The sequence below is a fragment of the Okeania sp. SIO2F5 genome (assembly GCF_010692685.1).
Lineage (GTDB): Bacteria > Cyanobacteriota > Cyanobacteriia > Cyanobacteriales > Microcoleaceae > Okeania > Okeania hirsuta.
In genome coordinates this window covers 1-15527 of sequence record NZ_JAAHGU010000159.1, presented here as the reverse complement: position 1 = coordinate 15527, position 15527 = coordinate 1, and the positions used below count along the sequence as shown (strand labels likewise).

15 protein-coding genes and 1 tRNA gene are annotated in these 15527 nt (G+C 29.6%); 3 read left to right on the top strand and 13 right to left on the bottom strand.

Annotated features, from left to right (window positions below; genetic code table 11):
- Nucleotides 1-151: 151 nt before the first annotated feature.
- A complete protein-coding gene (locus tag F6K27_RS28795; RefSeq protein ID WP_287300945.1) occupies nucleotides 152-733 on the bottom strand; it encodes a BRO family protein in 582 nt (193 codons plus the stop codon).
- A gap of 23 nt (nucleotides 734-756) precedes the next feature.
- Here F6K27_RS28795 and F6K27_RS28790 point away from each other — a divergent pair, with 23 nt between their 5' ends.
- Genes F6K27_RS28790 through F6K27_RS28780 form a run of 3 tightly spaced genes read left to right on the top strand, consistent with a single transcriptional unit; the run spans nucleotide 757 to nucleotide 2072 of the window.
- Nucleotides 757-1149, top strand: a complete 393-nt coding sequence (locus F6K27_RS28790) for a hypothetical protein (RefSeq protein ID WP_287279922.1) — start codon at nucleotides 757-759, stop codon at nucleotides 1147-1149.
- Nucleotide 1150: 1 nt separating this feature from the next.
- Nucleotides 1151-1648, top strand: a complete 498-nt coding sequence (locus F6K27_RS28785; protein ID WP_287279923.1) for a hypothetical protein — start codon at nucleotides 1151-1153, stop codon at nucleotides 1646-1648.
- Nucleotide 1649: 1 nt separating this feature from the next.
- On the top strand, nucleotides 1650-2072 hold the full coding sequence (locus tag F6K27_RS28780) for a hypothetical protein (protein ID WP_287279925.1): 423 nt from the start codon (nucleotides 1650-1652) through the stop codon (nucleotides 2070-2072).
- A 51-nt stretch (nucleotides 2073-2123) separates the two neighbouring features.
- Here the strand turns inward: F6K27_RS28780 and F6K27_RS28775 are convergent, their stop codons facing one another.
- The 12 genes from F6K27_RS28775 to F6K27_RS28720 all read right to left on the bottom strand — a co-directional run.
- Nucleotides 2124-4100, bottom strand: a complete 1977-nt coding sequence (locus tag F6K27_RS28775; RefSeq protein ID WP_287279927.1) for a 3'-5' exonuclease — start codon at nucleotides 4098-4100, stop codon at nucleotides 2124-2126.
- Nucleotides 4100-5593: a DEAD/DEAH box helicase gene (locus F6K27_RS28770; protein WP_287300944.1), complete on the bottom strand. Its 1494-nt coding sequence runs from the start codon at nucleotides 5591-5593 to the stop codon at nucleotides 4100-4102. The genes F6K27_RS28775 and F6K27_RS28770 overlap by 1 nt, the downstream gene beginning before the upstream one ends.
- 93 nt (nucleotides 5594-5686) lie before the next feature.
- On the bottom strand, nucleotides 5687-7015 hold the full coding sequence (locus F6K27_RS28765; RefSeq protein ID WP_287279603.1) for a hypothetical protein: 1329 nt from the start codon (nucleotides 7013-7015) through the stop codon (nucleotides 5687-5689).
- A gap of 225 nt (nucleotides 7016-7240) precedes the next feature.
- Nucleotides 7241-9745 carry a hypothetical protein gene (locus tag F6K27_RS28760; protein WP_287300943.1) on the bottom strand — a complete coding sequence of 835 codons (2505 nt, stop codon included), beginning with the start codon at nucleotides 9743-9745 and terminating at the stop codon, nucleotides 7241-7243.
- Between the two features lie 135 nt (nucleotides 9746-9880).
- Nucleotides 9881-11506 (bottom strand): hypothetical protein, encoded by a 1626-nt coding sequence (locus F6K27_RS28755; RefSeq protein ID WP_287279601.1) that lies wholly within the window; start codon nucleotides 11504-11506, stop codon nucleotides 9881-9883.
- A 163-nt stretch (nucleotides 11507-11669) separates the two neighbouring features.
- Nucleotides 11670-12098, bottom strand: a complete 429-nt coding sequence (locus F6K27_RS28750; RefSeq protein ID WP_287300942.1) for a hypothetical protein — start codon at nucleotides 12096-12098, stop codon at nucleotides 11670-11672.
- A gap of 41 nt (nucleotides 12099-12139) precedes the next feature.
- Complete coding sequence (locus tag F6K27_RS28745) at nucleotides 12140-12448, bottom strand: DUF3310 domain-containing protein (RefSeq protein ID WP_287279599.1); 309 nt, start codon at nucleotides 12446-12448, stop codon at nucleotides 12140-12142.
- A 208-nt stretch (nucleotides 12449-12656) separates the two neighbouring features.
- Nucleotides 12657-13130, bottom strand: coding sequence for a hypothetical protein (locus F6K27_RS28740; RefSeq protein WP_287279598.1), 474 nt, complete (start codon nucleotides 13128-13130; stop codon nucleotides 12657-12659).
- A gap of 609 nt (nucleotides 13131-13739) precedes the next feature.
- A tRNA-Ile gene (locus tag F6K27_RS28735) sits at nucleotides 13740-13811 on the bottom strand.
- Between the two features lie 45 nt (nucleotides 13812-13856).
- Complete coding sequence (locus tag F6K27_RS28730) at nucleotides 13857-14432, bottom strand: KilA-N domain-containing protein (RefSeq protein ID WP_287279597.1); 576 nt, start codon at nucleotides 14430-14432, stop codon at nucleotides 13857-13859.
- Between the two features lie 185 nt (nucleotides 14433-14617).
- A complete protein-coding gene (locus F6K27_RS28725; protein WP_287279596.1) occupies nucleotides 14618-14902 on the bottom strand; it encodes a hypothetical protein in 285 nt (94 codons plus the stop codon).
- Between the two features lie 59 nt (nucleotides 14903-14961).
- A partial coding sequence (locus F6K27_RS28720; RefSeq protein WP_287300941.1) for a hypothetical protein occupies nucleotides 14962-15527 on the bottom strand: 566 nt, incomplete at its 5' end.

The following is a 15527-nucleotide window of genomic DNA, read 5'->3' as shown; positions in this document are numbered from 1 at the left end:
GAAAAAGCAGCTAATAGGTCTGCAAAATTAGTACAATCAGGGATTATTACTACACAAGAAGCTAGAAGCGCTTACAGATTAACAGACTTTACCTTAAATATTGCGTTGGAAGATTAACCTATTGTTAAGGGGTATGTCAGATATATCAAAATCATAACAAAACGTTTTCTATTAATTCTGGTATATAATTTTGACATAAATTATCTTTTACTTTAATAGAATAAGCTGATTTCGACTGTAATATTAATTTAGCCAACCCTATTTGATTTAATAACCAATATTCTTTATTTCCATCAAAATATTTTTGTTTATTTTCTGTTTCAACGTATCTACTAACAATATTAGTTACATTGTTTACCGCATAATCAAGTTTTTCTATACAACCTTTAGCTTTATACCAAGTGTTTCCATCAAATTCAGGTAAATTAACACCTAATTCATAAAAATCATCAACAATGATAAAAGGAATTGTTTCATAAATTAATTGAGTTTTAATGTTTATGGCTACTTCTGCTAAAGATTCTAACAATAAATAACCTATTCCTAATTTATCCAATACCCAAAATTCTACAGTTCCGTTATGATATAATACTTTATATTTTTCTGGTATATATTTTCCGAGAATATTACTAACATTATTTTCTGATAAAGATAACAACTTTATAATATCTTTTGCTTTATACCATTCTCTATCTTGATATTCAATTAATTCTAAGCTCATGAGATTCTCCAATTCTACATTACTATTATAACACAATGTTTTTAACAGATCAACTGATTTTTAAAAAATCTACTATTTATTTTTCAACTGATATATCTGATATATCAGGATGTTGGAAAGATGTTAAAGATGATAATTCAACACTAAAAATTAATTGTTATTTACGACATTTAAAACCCACGTCAATGGATTCACAATTAGAATATACCAGAACAGATACAATGTTTAAAGGATATGTCCTAACAGAATTGGATTACAGAGATAAAATAAAACCTTTTTCAATCGGAATAGGGATTATTAACGGAAGAGAACTAAAAGTACAATTAATGCCTAGTTACGAATCGCCTCATCAACATATCGTAAATGATATCGTAGGAACTAAAATACAAATAAAAGTATTACAAGATTTATTAATGGAGGATTTATAATATGGGATTGTTTGTGAAATTAGTAGCACCAAGTTTAGGCCGATGGTTGCTTAATAAAATAGAAGTTTCTAACAGCATGGGAGAATTTCTAGAAAATGTAGGACTAAGAGAACAAAAACATATTAGATATAGAACAAGTTTTTTCAGAAGAGATTATGAAGATGTACCTTTGAGAAGATTAAAACCAGCGACTATCGAGCAAAAACAAAGAGAAGGATATAAGAAACCAGAAAATCCTTTAATTAGAGCAGAAAAAATGATAACGGATTGGGAAACAAGACAATGGGAAAATAGACAACTCAGCATATATAATAGGCAAGATTATCACAAGTTCCACGAGACAGGAACGAAAAATATGCCTCAAAGAAAAACATTAGGAATGGGAGCCGATAGAGAATATTTAACTAGAATACAACAACATAATAAAGCTAAAACCGCAATGGAACATTGGAGAGACCAAGTAAGAACAGCACCTAAAAAAATAACAACTTATTATTAATATGTTAAAAACTATACAAGTCGAAGAGAATATTCAAAAATGTCTTGCAGATATACAAGATTCTGATATATTGATTAAAACATTACCTAGCAATGCTAATCAATATTATCAAGACATTTCTAATAAAAAAACAATAAAAATTATCATACCTTTAGTAACAGCAAATAAACCAAATCCAACACCATTACTTAGATATGAAATTCTTATTTTTATTACACTTCCTAATAGAACTAAAGATGATGAAGCAAAAGTTTTATATTCATTAGACGAAACTAAAGATGAAGTGATAAATTTAATCTTAAATAACTATCACAAATATCAATGTTTTAATTCTATTTATTTTAATTCTTATAGATTAGAACCAGCAGAAGGAGGTATGTGGAGAGCAGAAGTTAATTTTATTTTAGAAAAATACGCTAGTTAACCTCTTGTTCAGGGATATATATCAGATATAGCCCCCTGAACAAGAGGTTACTTACCTCACATTTAATAACTCTAAATTACCGATTTTATTAGAAGTATCGACCATTCTTTTTATTTTTTGAACCATATCTACATAAAACATTTTATGATAGTTTCCTGTTGATACTTCTTGCTGTTTATCTTCTTTTGAATAACCCATATACCAAGTTACAGTTTTTGCTCCTTTTTCAACTAACTGTAATGTTTGCGTAAATTTTTTGTCGTTACTCCTAACAGTTTGAGTTACTTGTATATCAGTTATATCTAAATCATTTTTTTTGATTGTTCTGATTAATTTTTTATAATAATCTTGTGCTTCAGCATATCCCTCATAAACAATCTTTTTTACATAAGTTGTTGTGAATTTTTTCTCTAATAAACAACGTTCTCTGTTATTAATTTTCCCTCGTTGTTTGATAATTTTACCATCTGAAAAAACTATGTAATTTTTTTTAATTCCTACTCCATCTTCATTTATCGGAACGAAAACAGCATCACTCAACCAATCAAGACCTATTTCATATCCTGATGGTAAATCATTTTGAACATTTTCATGGATTTCAGCGGGACTATAATTACCTAAAGCGCAAAAAATTAATCCATCAGTATCAACCTGAAAAACAACACCACCATAATATTCTATTCGTGATTTAATAAACTTTACTAATTTTGAAACAACAGCAGCAATAAAAGCAGCTACCCCCATCGAATTATATTCTAATCCTGTCGTTCCGTAAAACCCATATCCACTATTAGCAATAATTTTTAAAGCATCAGCTAAATATTTAGATTTGATATCATTTTCAGCATTATTCTTATGAAACATTCTATCCTTGACAACTTTAGCCAACCACTTAATTACTACCATATCTGGGTCTTTATCGTAATCATACGCACGATGTAATAATTGGGTAAAAGGATAGGCTGAACTAATATCAATTTGAGCAGCATTTCTAAACAAACCAGGATTAGCAAACGTAAACGCACCTTTATAACTACATTTAGCATCAGGTGTTCTGATGATATTTTCCCCATAATAATCAGAACACACACTATTCCATTTAAAACCAGTCCCATAAACAGCATTTTGGTCTGGCCTCCAATTGAACAATAATCCTTGATAATGAATAGAAGGAACTATCATATCTGCAATTAATTCTGTATCATCGAGGTCATATGCACAATATTCCTGAATAATATCAATTGACTTTTTCTTTTTCAATTCATTAAAGACATTAGTCCCTTTTATTTCACTAATATACTCTTTACGATGTTTAGCAATGATATCAACAACATTATGTACATCGTTATTCATCCAATTATCATAATGAGCCATCATTTCGTCATATTTTAATTCTAGTCTTCTTTCTTTCCTCAACTTATATTGCAATACAACATTTTTTAACGTATGACTTGTCAATTTTCTTTTTACGTTGTCATAAGCAAGAACCTGATGGTATAAGTCAATAATATTAACAGAAGATAATTCTCCGAAAAATTTATAAGGAAGATACCTAATAGGTTTTCCGAATAATTTAGCCTGATTAAATTGCTTTAACTGTTTATTCTGTTTATGCCAATAACTAGGCACAATCCCAGGCATACCCATATATTTAGATGCACGATGATAAATAAAAGGCAAGTCAAAAGATTGGATATTGTAACCAAATAAATAATCTGGTTTCTTTTTTTGCATTATATGAAAAAATTCTTGTAACAACTCTTTTTCATTCTTATTTTTTAAAATTAAATGACGACCTTTTTCATTTTTCAGGCCAATCATATAAATTTTATCTTTAGTCCAATCCACTCCAGTTGTTTCAATATCAAAAACAACATAACTAATATCAGCATAATCTTCGATATCACGATATTCAATTCTAGAATCTTTAGGAATATCTTCTATATCTGATATATCAAATAAATCGATTTTTTCTTCTGGATAAACAACAGAACCATCTTGAAAATAATAATCGTTTGGATTGTACATTAATTGTTACTCCCTAATAAAGCTTTAATTTTTAATTCTCGGTTGTTTTCTTTTTCATAAACTATTGCTAAAGCATCTTTTTTCATTTCTTTAGGAATAGTTAATTCAACAATCATTTGTGCTTTTGTATCTTTCTGTAATCTCCTCCTTAACAAAGCATTTAATTCAGCCATTTCTAAATCCAATTTAGAATATTTCTGTAAACGCGGGTCGATTTTAATCACATCCGAAGGCTTCTTTTCTGGTTTAGTATAAGTCAACACATTAAATACAAACTCATCTCCATGACTATCACAAGTTAAGTTGTTACAACATACTTTTTTCGTTCTGTATTCATCAAATTCCGGATGTTTTTGTAATAATTCAGGCCAAAAATCAGAAGTTGTACCTAAATCAGAACCACAAAAAGAACAATAATAATGTCCTGCTTTACGTTTCTTTTTACTTTTAGTCTTTGTTTCTAAAGACCAAATTTTTTTGTGTTTTATATCCCCGTGATATAAGAAATTTTTACCAGAATCAATAACAATCAATTTTTTCCCCGGGGCTGGTCTTAAACCTCTTCCTATTCGTTGCATAAACATAATTTGTGATTTAGTAAAACCATTTAAAATCACACAATCTATACCAACAACATCAACACCTTCAGATAGACAATTCACATTATTTAAAACTTGAATTTTCCCATCATTATATTGTTGTAATAATTTCTTTCTTAATTGCGGGTCAAAACTCCCATCTATATGTATTGAAGTAATTCCTTGACGCAGGAAATAGTGATTAACCAATTTTGAATGAGCTATATTAAAATTAAAAATTATAGTTTTTCCACGAATCGGTAAATGTACAATATCCTTCCACAAATTGAAAGTATCTTTAGTCAGAGGTATCATTTCTAACTGTTTCATAATATCTTCACCAGACGACATTATCATTTCAAAAGTAATTTTGTCTTTTTCAGGGATATAAACAGAATAATCTGCTAAATATCCTTTATTAATAAACCAACTAATAGGCTTACTTACGATTAATTCTGAAAAAACTTTATCTAAGCCAATCCCATCAGGACGATTTACTGTTGCTGTGAATCCATAAACAACACATCTAGGATAATTATCAACAATATTTAAAATAGTATCAGTCGGAGTGTGGTGACATTCGTCTATTACAACTAAATCAGGTCTAAAAATATCTCTATATTTTTTAGCTGAAGCATAAGTGCTAATCATTACAGGTTTCGATAAATTAGGTTTAATTCCAGAATATACAGAAGTTGCAAATTCTGTCATATATCTATACAAATTATCAACTAATGTGCAATTCGGAACTAAAACTAAAACTTTTTTTCCTTGCAATACAAATTTTTTAATTTCATGTTGAGCAATAACACTTTTTCCGCAACCTGTTGGTAACTGAATACAAACAGTACGAGAAAGACTTTTTTCTAATTTTTGAATGATTTCTAATTGATATTCTCTGAGTTGATAAGTCATTGATTTCTGTTAATAATTAAGAATAAAAAGGAGAATTAACCTATTGTTCAGGGGTTAATTCTCAGTGTTTTCATATATCAGATATATGAAAACTTAAAAAGGTTCATCTTCGTAACTTTTTAACGCAGGAGTTACATCTAAAGGTTTTTCTGCAAAAATACTCGATGGCAAATTCATTGTTACATAATCCATAAATTCTGAATCATTACGATATTGCGCAGGAATACCTAATTTACTGGCAGATAATAAGACTTGCATTCCCGGACTTGCTTTTTGTGTTGAATCAAATTTACGAATTATCACTACTACTTTGTGATTAGGATTATTTAGGCCTTTTAACATAGTGCTAACAGGACAATTTTTTGAAAACATTAAAGATTCAACATTTCCTAATACCTCATCAGGTGTAAAAGTATTACCATCAGTAGATATTGACAATTCTTTAAATTTAGACGGAACTTCAACATTCCAATTAGAACAACCTGTCATAATACCAGTAGTTATCAATTTCGGGTTATATAACAATAAATAAATTCCATTTTCCATGAATCCATTTGCAGCGGGAAATTTTAAGATTTTAGCATAGGACAAACTAGGAATTAAAGGTGGTGTTATCGGAAGTGAATCTATATCTCCATCATTCCAATATTCTACAAACTCTTCCATTGATAATACTGTATTTTTATCAATGGACATGCTAATTACATAATCTAAAAACTTATTCTTTTTATCCCTTACTTGTATCTCAGGATAAGGTTTATCATTTTCTCCTGTTTGGTCATTATAAGCATTGATGATTTTTAATTCGATAGAGTTTTTCCCGTTATTAATTTTATATACTCCATCTCCCTCTTCGTTTCGAGCATATTCAACAGGAATAAAATATTTATTAGCAATCATTACTCGTAAGACATTTGTTTCTGTCTCAGAATCATACATTTTTACAAGTCGTGCTACTGTACAAAAATTGTATTCGTAACTAGCTTTATCGTAAAAAAATTGTCCTACATCATGTAAAGGTGGTTGACCAAATAAAGAACAAAAATGAGACCAAATATAACGAGCATTAGTAGTTAACATATTGATATCAACGTTGATAATGCTTAAAGGCTTATTATCAGGTTCGATTAATTCGATATTCGGAAACTGTGATAAATATTCTAAATTATTAATTGTTACTCCTGGATATCCTGGTACTGGTAATTTGGTTATTTCGGTAACTTTAAACTTTTTCGTTCCAATTGTTCCGCCGTCGGTAAGAAACAAACTAATATCTTCATAATTTTTAGGTTTAATAGTAGCTTTACCGTTTTTACCAGGTTTAGCTAATTTTTGATAAACCTCATGCTGAATATCAATTTCATGGCTACCAGTTTCGTCAGAAACAACTGTAACAGGATGTAAAAGTTCGATTTTTGCCATTGTAATAATTCCTTAATTTGATAAGTTGGTCTTTGTTCTCTTATTATTCTAACACACTTTAATTGATTAAGGTGAATGAATAATAAGTTTTTGTTCTCTATACATACAATAATAACTGAGAATTAAACTAATTACAATAGTAAGTCGTAAAAGTTTAATTAGTATATCTGATATATGGAATAAGTTTTTATTATATGAACAAATATCAGATATACGACTCAATTACTAAAAATCTTCGTCTGTGCTCACATCGTCAGGGTCTTCTCCAAGAACAACAGCTTTTAAACCTTTATAAACAGATATCCTAGAATTTCCTATTCTTTTTCGTTCTTTATCTTTAGAAAATTTCCAGTCATGTAAATTGATTAGCTCATCAGTAAACCAATTCATTCTCGTCGATTGAATACTAATTCTATCATAATTGTTAGCAAAAGAAGAGTTATAATTTTCTACCATTAATCTTAACTCGTCGCTTGTTACATAATCAGTTGGTGAATTAGTTACTACTAAAAACATCTCAATAAAATGACCATATTTACTATTAGTTTGAGATATTCTTTTCTTGATATCCTGTTGTTCAGGGTTATTACATAAATTTTTCCATTGCTCCAATAACATGTCTATATCAGACAACTTATGAATCGCAATAATTAATTCTATTAAAAAAGGACTATAAGCTTTATTACTTTTAGCTCTAATTTTCCTTTTCATTTTAATTAACTTTTCTTTATCGACTCCTACTTTTTTCGTTTTATCACTATGCTCAATAAATATATATCTTCGCATCGCTCCATGTTGTTCACTTCTAATTCCTATCTCTCCTTCAGTTGTTGTAGTAATACTCCAAAAAACACGCTGCTGATATGACTTTTTACCTTTAGGCTCCATAGGCACTGTTTGGTAATCTCCTGTACCAGAAATTCTATTCATTCCTTTCAAATATTTAGCATTACCATCAAATTCATTAATAAATAAACTCTTAACACCTTCTAATTGCCATAAACCAAATTTATTATCATCAGCAAAGACATTAGGCACAGCAGCTTTACCTTTAACATCAGCTAAAACTTGTAATAAATCTAAATTAGTAGATTTACCACTTCCTGCAGTACCAGTTAAACCTACATGATTTTCTGTTCGGTAAGCTACTCCTAATACATTTAACAAACTCCAAATATAAAATAATTCAGCATTTGTTTTATTATCAGAATAACTTAAATTACAATACTCTTTCCACTCAGCTAATACATTTGCAGCTCGTATATCTGATATATCGTTATATTCAAAACCATAAGCTGTTAAGTTAAACACATCTAAAACATCTCCTACAAACCTTTTTTCAGATAAACTATAATAACCATTTTTGAAAGCTACATACTCATCATTTTCTATAGGAGGACTACTCTTCATCTCTCCATACAAATTCATTGTTTTAGAACAAAAAGTACTTGCAAAATCATAAAATTCAAACTCATTATTTTTAGGTATTATAGAAATATCAACTTCTTTTAAGTAAGAAAAAAATTGTTTCATGAACTTTGAAAAATTTCCAACAACCCAACAATAATCATCTTGTAAATAAAAATACTCTCCTAGTTTAGTATTCCAAGTATCTCTCATCCCATAAATACGACCCTTAGCATAATTCAAAAATATCTGAGATAAATTTTCCTTGTTTGTTTCGCAATGTATTGCAAAATCTTCTTTACTTAATTTACCTGAATTAAATTTATACTCAGGCAAACCAAAATGCTCGGTAATCTTATTTACTGCTTCTTTAAAATTTAATTCCTGGTTATATAAATTTTTATAAGATTGCCTGACATATTCGACAAAATTCCCTCCGCTTCTTTCGTTATCAACATTATTGCTCCTATCGTACCAAACTGGTAATAACTCGCCTTCGCGATAGCTTACAACAAAACTGGTTTTACTAGAATCTGTAGGAGAAAAAGGATTACTTCCATGGTACTTAGCAGTTAATTTTTTATCATCTACTGAAGTTGGTTTAAAATCATGTTTATGAAGAAAAAACAATTCATTAGGGTCGTTAACTATTTCTGATAATTGCTCCTCTAAATATTTCGTATAACTAATATCTGTTTTTTCTAATTTTTCAGGTTTATGAATTTGCTTAGAAACATCAACGCTAACAGATTTAACTAAACTACTTTCAACTATTTCTACATCAACTAATTTCATATCAACATCTATTTTTTCGTAATACTCTGGTAAATAAATTTTAGCAGTATTATTCTTAGTAGTACCATAGAAAAACTGATGTGGAGAGAAACACGCCTTATCCGCAGTTTTGAAATAATTTTTCAAATAATGTTTGTATATTTTTTCATACAATTTAACATCAGTAATAACTTTAGATAAAACACAGATTACATGAAATTTCTGTTTTTCATCAGTATAACTAGCGCTTGGTTTTACCATAGCAATGATATTATCTCTATCATTCGTCACTACTTCTTTGATAGTTTCTCCGTTATCAAAATCAAAAACCATTATTTGCATTGCATCAATGTCTTTTTTTCTACAACTGACTCTGGACATTCCAGGACGTATAGAAGCGCCTTGACTAACATAAACTTTTAACTGCTCTATACTAATATCTTGATAACTCCAATAATTAGCAGTATTATAAGTCTCAGCTAATTCGCTCTTACTAAAAGAAGCTGTAACTAAATTGACGTTTAATGCTGTATTAATTTGTACTAACATAGATTACTTATGTAAGGCTAAAGGATAAAAAAAGAGAGCCTTAGTAGACTCCTCGTATTGTTCAGGGGGATTAGTTTTGTTGAAAAGTATATCTGATATACGAAACCAATCAAAACATATATCAGATATATTAACTTACAAATCTAAATCAAAAGAATCAGTCGCTGCGACTTTTTTAACTGGGATTCCTAAAGGTTTACTAGCAGGTTTAGTCTCGATTGTTTTAGAAGATACAGTTACTTCTTCTACCTTAGATTCCACGGGAGCAACAAACGTCTCTTCAGTTTCAGTTTGCTCTTTTTTACTATCCTTAATTAAATCTATTAGTTTAGACATTCCAGTTTTAACAATCAATTCGTCTAATTCTGGTTTTGGGAAACATCCTATAAACTCATCACCTGCATCGCCTTCAATCGGAAAATACATTTGAATTAACTTTAAACATTCCCTTACAATATGGTCGTCTGCTTCTTCAACTTCCGGAGCAAAACTAATTCCTTCTTTAGTTGTTAATCCAACGATTTTAACTAAAATTCCGGGTAAGATTTTCAACAATTTAGCATTCATTGTTGGGTTATTTTCTGGTAAACTAAATGCACGATAATGGTCATACATTTCCTGATAATTCTCAATTGTATACTCAGGAACTTTTACTTTATCTGTAACCTCTTTTACTTCTCCGTTATTTGGTATATCAGATATATCTCCAGTTTCTCCCTCTTTCAAAGTAACTTCAGTAACATTACCATCATCTAAATACTCTTTTAGATATGTATTGTAAGCATTATCTACATCAGTTTTACTATACAAAGTTCCCTTGTTATTTCGGGTTGATTTAGCACCAGTAGAAATATATAACTCTACTTTTTCTTTAACGTATTGATGGAATACTTCTAACGTATGACCTTGAATAGATTTTTTAGCTTTTTCAAAATCATTCATTAATGTTTGATGTTTTTGATAAAGCTTAATAGCAGTAGTGTCAGCTAATTTGCCAGTTTCTACTAAATCTAAAATAAATTCTGGTAATTCCGTTAATGTTAGTCTTGCAGACAACTTATTATTGGCATTCTGACCTGTTCCTAAGCTATGTTGAAAAACCCTGATTGTTTGTTTTCTGATATCTGATTCTTTTAGTTTTCCTTCAGCTTTTAAACTATCAAAATAATTACGAATCGCATAAGCAATCGCTCTCATTGATTGATGCCGAGTTACATCATTACTTTGAACTTGAAAACTTAATAAGGTCTCTGGGTTTACATAAGCATCTTCTAAACGTCTAACAGGAATAGGTTTAACCGAAACACCTAAATTTTTACCTTTTTCACTACAATAATAAGATATCATTTCGTAACGTGTGTTTCCGTTGATAATCCAATTAATGTTGTCAAATTCAAAGTAGGTAATAGGGTCAATAACATTGATTTGTTTGTCACTTAGAAAAGACAATACAAATTTACATACTTCAGAGTTTTTATCTCCATAAGTAGATTTTGTTCCGTCATCGCTTTCGATATCAACTTTGTTATTATCCATAGCTGCAAAATCAGATTGAGTAAAAGTAGATTTTCTGATATATAAATTCAAGTTTGGATACTTTTTAATCCATTTCGGATTATTAATTAATTCTGTTGCTGGTTGGAATTTATTAACAAATGTATCAGAATCTAAATAATCAATTTGACCAAACATTATTTCAGTTGAACCATTTTCAGGTGTTTGTAAAGCAGATTTAGTGGACTTAGTAGATTTTGTTTGCATGACTTTTATTCCTTTCTTTGTTTGATACTCTTAGTTTAACAACTAGATTTTGTTTTGTCAACCTTTTTTTCAAAATTTATATATCGGATATAGATGGACATATAAAAGTAAATGGACATTAGGGTTGATAAATGTCCATTTACAGACCTTGCTTTGCTCTTATTTATTGTAACATGGTGTTTACAAAAGAGTGATTAACACAAAATTGTTTCACATTACTTTCTACTTCAGGACTATAGGAAATTACACAATCATTCTCTAATTCAGTAACGGGATTGATTGAATATATAAATTGTTCGGGGGCATAATGCCGGACAAAATTGATTAGCCTTTCAAGATAATTTTCAGGAACTATAAACCCTAAACGATTCGCGACTTGTAATATTGTCTCGTAATCAACCAATTCTTTTCCTGATTCCACCAACTCATGTATTTTAATGGCGTTATCTAACTCATAATGCAAATACGCTTTTAAAGACCTTGCAAAATCAGCGTCTCCTATGCTCGCATAATCTTGTATCCCTTTCAACAATTCTAAAACTTCTTCAGGGGAAATCGGTGCGGTAACTTCAATGTATTCTACTTTATCCATAACTTTTATTTAACTCTATTATGATTATATCAGCTATTTGTCTATTGTTCAGTGGGTATATCTGATATATGTTTATTAGGCATAACTCTTTCTAGATATAACTCGATATAGTGCTTCGCCTTTTTTAAATCTTGAATTCTATCATATTTATCTCCTTTTTTCCGTAAAATATATTTCAAAACATTTCCTAAATAAAAGTCTAATTGATACTCGTCAATTACATCTAAAGGTTGTATCTTCTTGCCTAAATAGTGCTCGCCACCGATTTGAATTTCGCTCGCTAAGACAAGTTTTTTTGTTGAAGTCCCGAAGATTTTTAATCCTTTGTCAGGTGTTGGTTGTTTTTCCATAATTATTAATTAAACTTTTTACAAACACATTACTACTATAACATAACAACAAACAAATAAAATACCTCTGAAACATCCAATCAGAGGTACAAAAAGATATTTAACGAAAAAACAAAGAAATTCGATGGATACAATATTAACCCAACTGGCCGATAGATTGTTAACTATTAGCTTTCTTTTATTATACCAAATTAATCGTTCATGTCAACTATTCAACATCATGAAATACTATATTTACCATCGACAAATCAAAAGGTGTCATTGTTTCGGCAAGATTATCAATAGTGAATTGTTGTTCTGGTGTTCCTGTAAATAAAGTGGAATCAGACCTAACTACTCCATCAACTGTTAAATTATGACCTAAAGATAAAGTATGACCAATTTCATGTGCTACTACATATCGCTGATAATAATCCGGCTGAGAATAAAAGAAAGAAGAAACCCAAATATCACCAGCAGCACGAGCATAAGCAATATTGTTAATTGCATCATCACCAGGACTTATTAATATGTCAGGGTCAGTGTTATTCGGTTCATATTGAAAATCAACAATACTATTATTTTCAATATGATTAAATTCATTAATAAATAATTGTCTTGTCAGAGGGTCGATGTCTTCAAAATTATATGAAATATTACGACTATCAAACTTTACAATTTCACGATAATCAAAATCTAACATATTGTTCAGGGTTTAATATATCTGATATAAAAATGAAGAGGTATATACCTCTTCATAAGCCTAATGTCAATGGTACGATACAACTAAAACGATTCGTTATGGCTTTAGTTATTTTCATTTTAACAGATATCTCGCATTCTGTTAGTGTTCAGTATTATCGTTAACAAATCTAAACAATATTATTTTTAACAATAATGCTGTTACATGTGAGCTATATTCATCCGATTTTCGGGTATATTCGATTTTGGTGAAGTTAGTATCTTCAAAAGTAAATTTTAAACCGGAAAAAAACAGATAACACACGTAAATAAAACCAACAAAGATTAACTGCAAAGAATTTATCCCATGATATTTAATAGTTGCTGGTATTTTTGTAGCAATTTCTTCAATTTTATTCGACATAAAAAACACCTTTTAAATGAATATGAAGGGACTCGAACCCTCAAAGCTTGTCCCGTTGACAAGTGTCGCACCACTGACAGCATATACAGAAAAACTACTAGCAAAAAATTCGTGATTTTGCTAGTAGTTTCATTATAACTTATCATTGTCTGGGTCTTCTAGAGTTAATATTATTAACTAAAGCTAGTTAAAGAAGCTTACGATAAATAGCAGTGACAGGAATTGAACCTGAATAGACCAAATTATGAGTTTGGGGCTTTACCTTTAAGCTACACTGCCAGAAAAACAATACGATTGTTAGAGTCGTATTGTTAATTATCAATCTTAATTATTTATTGTAGCGATATAAATCTTATATTCATTCTCTATGATAATCATAATTTCTTCTTCTTGATGATACCATTCATCGTTATCGTATATCCGATATTTAATTAATTTTGGTAATAACATTTGCTTAAATTCTATACGAACATTTCTATATAGTTTTACCAATTTTAAAAAAGGATGATTGGCTAACACAAGTTTGTGTTTTTGACGATTATTAGTAGTAAAACCTATTCGATAAGCATTATTTCCATTATCAGCATAAACATAAAGTTGTCCGCTAGCTATACTAGATGCTTTTGGTTCGTAAGCCCAATCATAAAAAATAGTCGCAACCTCTTTTATAGCCCATGTTCCGTGACGACTGTTATAGACTTTTATGACAGGATGTCCTAACTCTAATTCCAACTTTTTTAAATATAAGTTATTAGACCTAATAGCATTCCAATGCCCAACTAATTTACCAAATAATTTGGCAATATCTGTCAATGAAATCCATAATATGTCATTTTCAATACGAGTTCTAATTCCACAACGTTCAAAATTGATTTCTGCTAAAGTTCTAGGCTTGTTCATAATAGACTCCGAATATCTATTACTAATATAACCTATTTCTTTTAAAATATATCCGATATAAAATATCTAATACAAGAATACGTATTGTTCAGTGGGATTAAAAAATAGAAAATAATGGTTATATGTGCCTAATATATAACCATTAAATCCAAATCAAAAAATCAAAAACTTCTATATCTATTATATCACAAATATTCTGATAGCTTTCTATAAGGATGTTCAGCGTTAATTTCTTTCATAACATCAACTTGCTCACCACGCAACACTAATACATAAGCACCTAAAAGCCTTACTAAATAGTCTGGAGTTGGTATATAAACACCTTTATTCGTAATTACTTCTTTTAGACCAGAATTATCTAAAAATGATATGTAACCACTTAGCAACAAATCATCTGGAATATTTTTATCGTTGTTTCTTTCACGATAATCCTGGAAAATTAAACTTATTTGACGAACTCTAAAGCCCATTTTATTAGTATATCAGATATAAAATAATGGTTATATGTGTGACATATAACCATTCTAAATTATATTGACCTGAGTTCTCTAGAGTTAATATTATTATCCAATGCTTCTTTAACTAGCTTACGATAAATTTCAGGCAACGCTCGACTATCTAATCCTTGTTTGCTCCGAAAAGTTAGTAGCAAGTTGTGCATCGTTTTTGCTGTTACTAAATACTTATAACGACCTTGTCTTACCTCATCTTTTTTCCAACCAACTTTTTTATAATCTTCGTTCAATATGTATCGTTCATGTAATACATTTTTGAAATAATTATAGTCTTTAATTCCTGTGTACAAAAAGATAAGGAAAGCATCATACTTACACTCTGGGTCGTCTATATTTGAATACGATTCATCCGCTTTTGCTCGTGTTTCAACTGTATCTATTCGCTGCAAATGAGCTTTAATTTGTTTCTCAGCTTTAGTTAAACTCTTTCCTAATTCAACGATTTTTTCGGTCGCTTCCGATAAGTTTTTCTCTAATTCAACTATTTTCTTTTTAGAATTAGTTTTGACATCTGTAATTGATTGGTTTAACGATAATATTTTTCGGTCTTGGATATTAACAGTTTCTTCTAATTCATCTA

Coding starts and splice junctions, on each gene's coding strand:
- F6K27_RS28755 (WP_287279601.1), bottom strand. CDS start 11,506: ATGCAAACAAAATCTACTAAGTCCACTAAATCTGCTTTACAAACACCT.
- F6K27_RS28785 (WP_287279923.1), top strand. CDS start 1,151: ATGGGATTGTTTGTGAAATTAGTAGCACCAAGTTTAGGCCGATGGTTG.
- F6K27_RS28775 (WP_287279927.1), bottom strand. CDS start 4,100: ATGTACAATCCAAACGATTATTATTTTCAAGATGGTTCTGTTGTTTAT.
- F6K27_RS28725 (WP_287279596.1), bottom strand. CDS start 14,902: ATGGGCTTTAGAGTTCGTCAAATAAGTTTAATTTTCCAGGATTATCGT.
- F6K27_RS28770 (WP_287300944.1), bottom strand. CDS start 5,593: ATGACTTATCAACTCAGAGAATATCAATTAGAAATCATTCAAAAATTA.
- F6K27_RS28745 (WP_287279599.1), bottom strand. CDS start 12,448: ATGGAAAAACAACCAACACCTGACAAAGGATTAAAAATCTTCGGGACT.
- F6K27_RS28730 (WP_287279597.1), bottom strand. CDS start 14,432: ATGAACAAGCCTAGAACTTTAGCAGAAATCAATTTTGAACGTTGTGGA.
- F6K27_RS28765 (WP_287279603.1), bottom strand. CDS start 7,015: ATGGCAAAAATCGAACTTTTACATCCTGTTACAGTTGTTTCTGACGAA.
- F6K27_RS28750 (WP_287300942.1), bottom strand. CDS start 12,098: ATGGATAAAGTAGAATACATTGAAGTTACCGCACCGATTTCCCCTGAA.
- F6K27_RS28760 (WP_287300943.1), bottom strand. CDS start 9,745: ATGTTAGTACAAATTAATACAGCATTAAACGTCAATTTAGTTACAGCT.
- F6K27_RS28780 (WP_287279925.1), top strand. CDS start 1,650: ATGTTAAAAACTATACAAGTCGAAGAGAATATTCAAAAATGTCTTGCA.
- F6K27_RS28790 (WP_287279922.1), top strand. CDS start 757: ATGTTTTTAACAGATCAACTGATTTTTAAAAAATCTACTATTTATTTT.
- F6K27_RS28740 (WP_287279598.1), bottom strand. CDS start 13,130: ATGTTAGATTTTGATTATCGTGAAATTGTAAAGTTTGATAGTCGTAAT.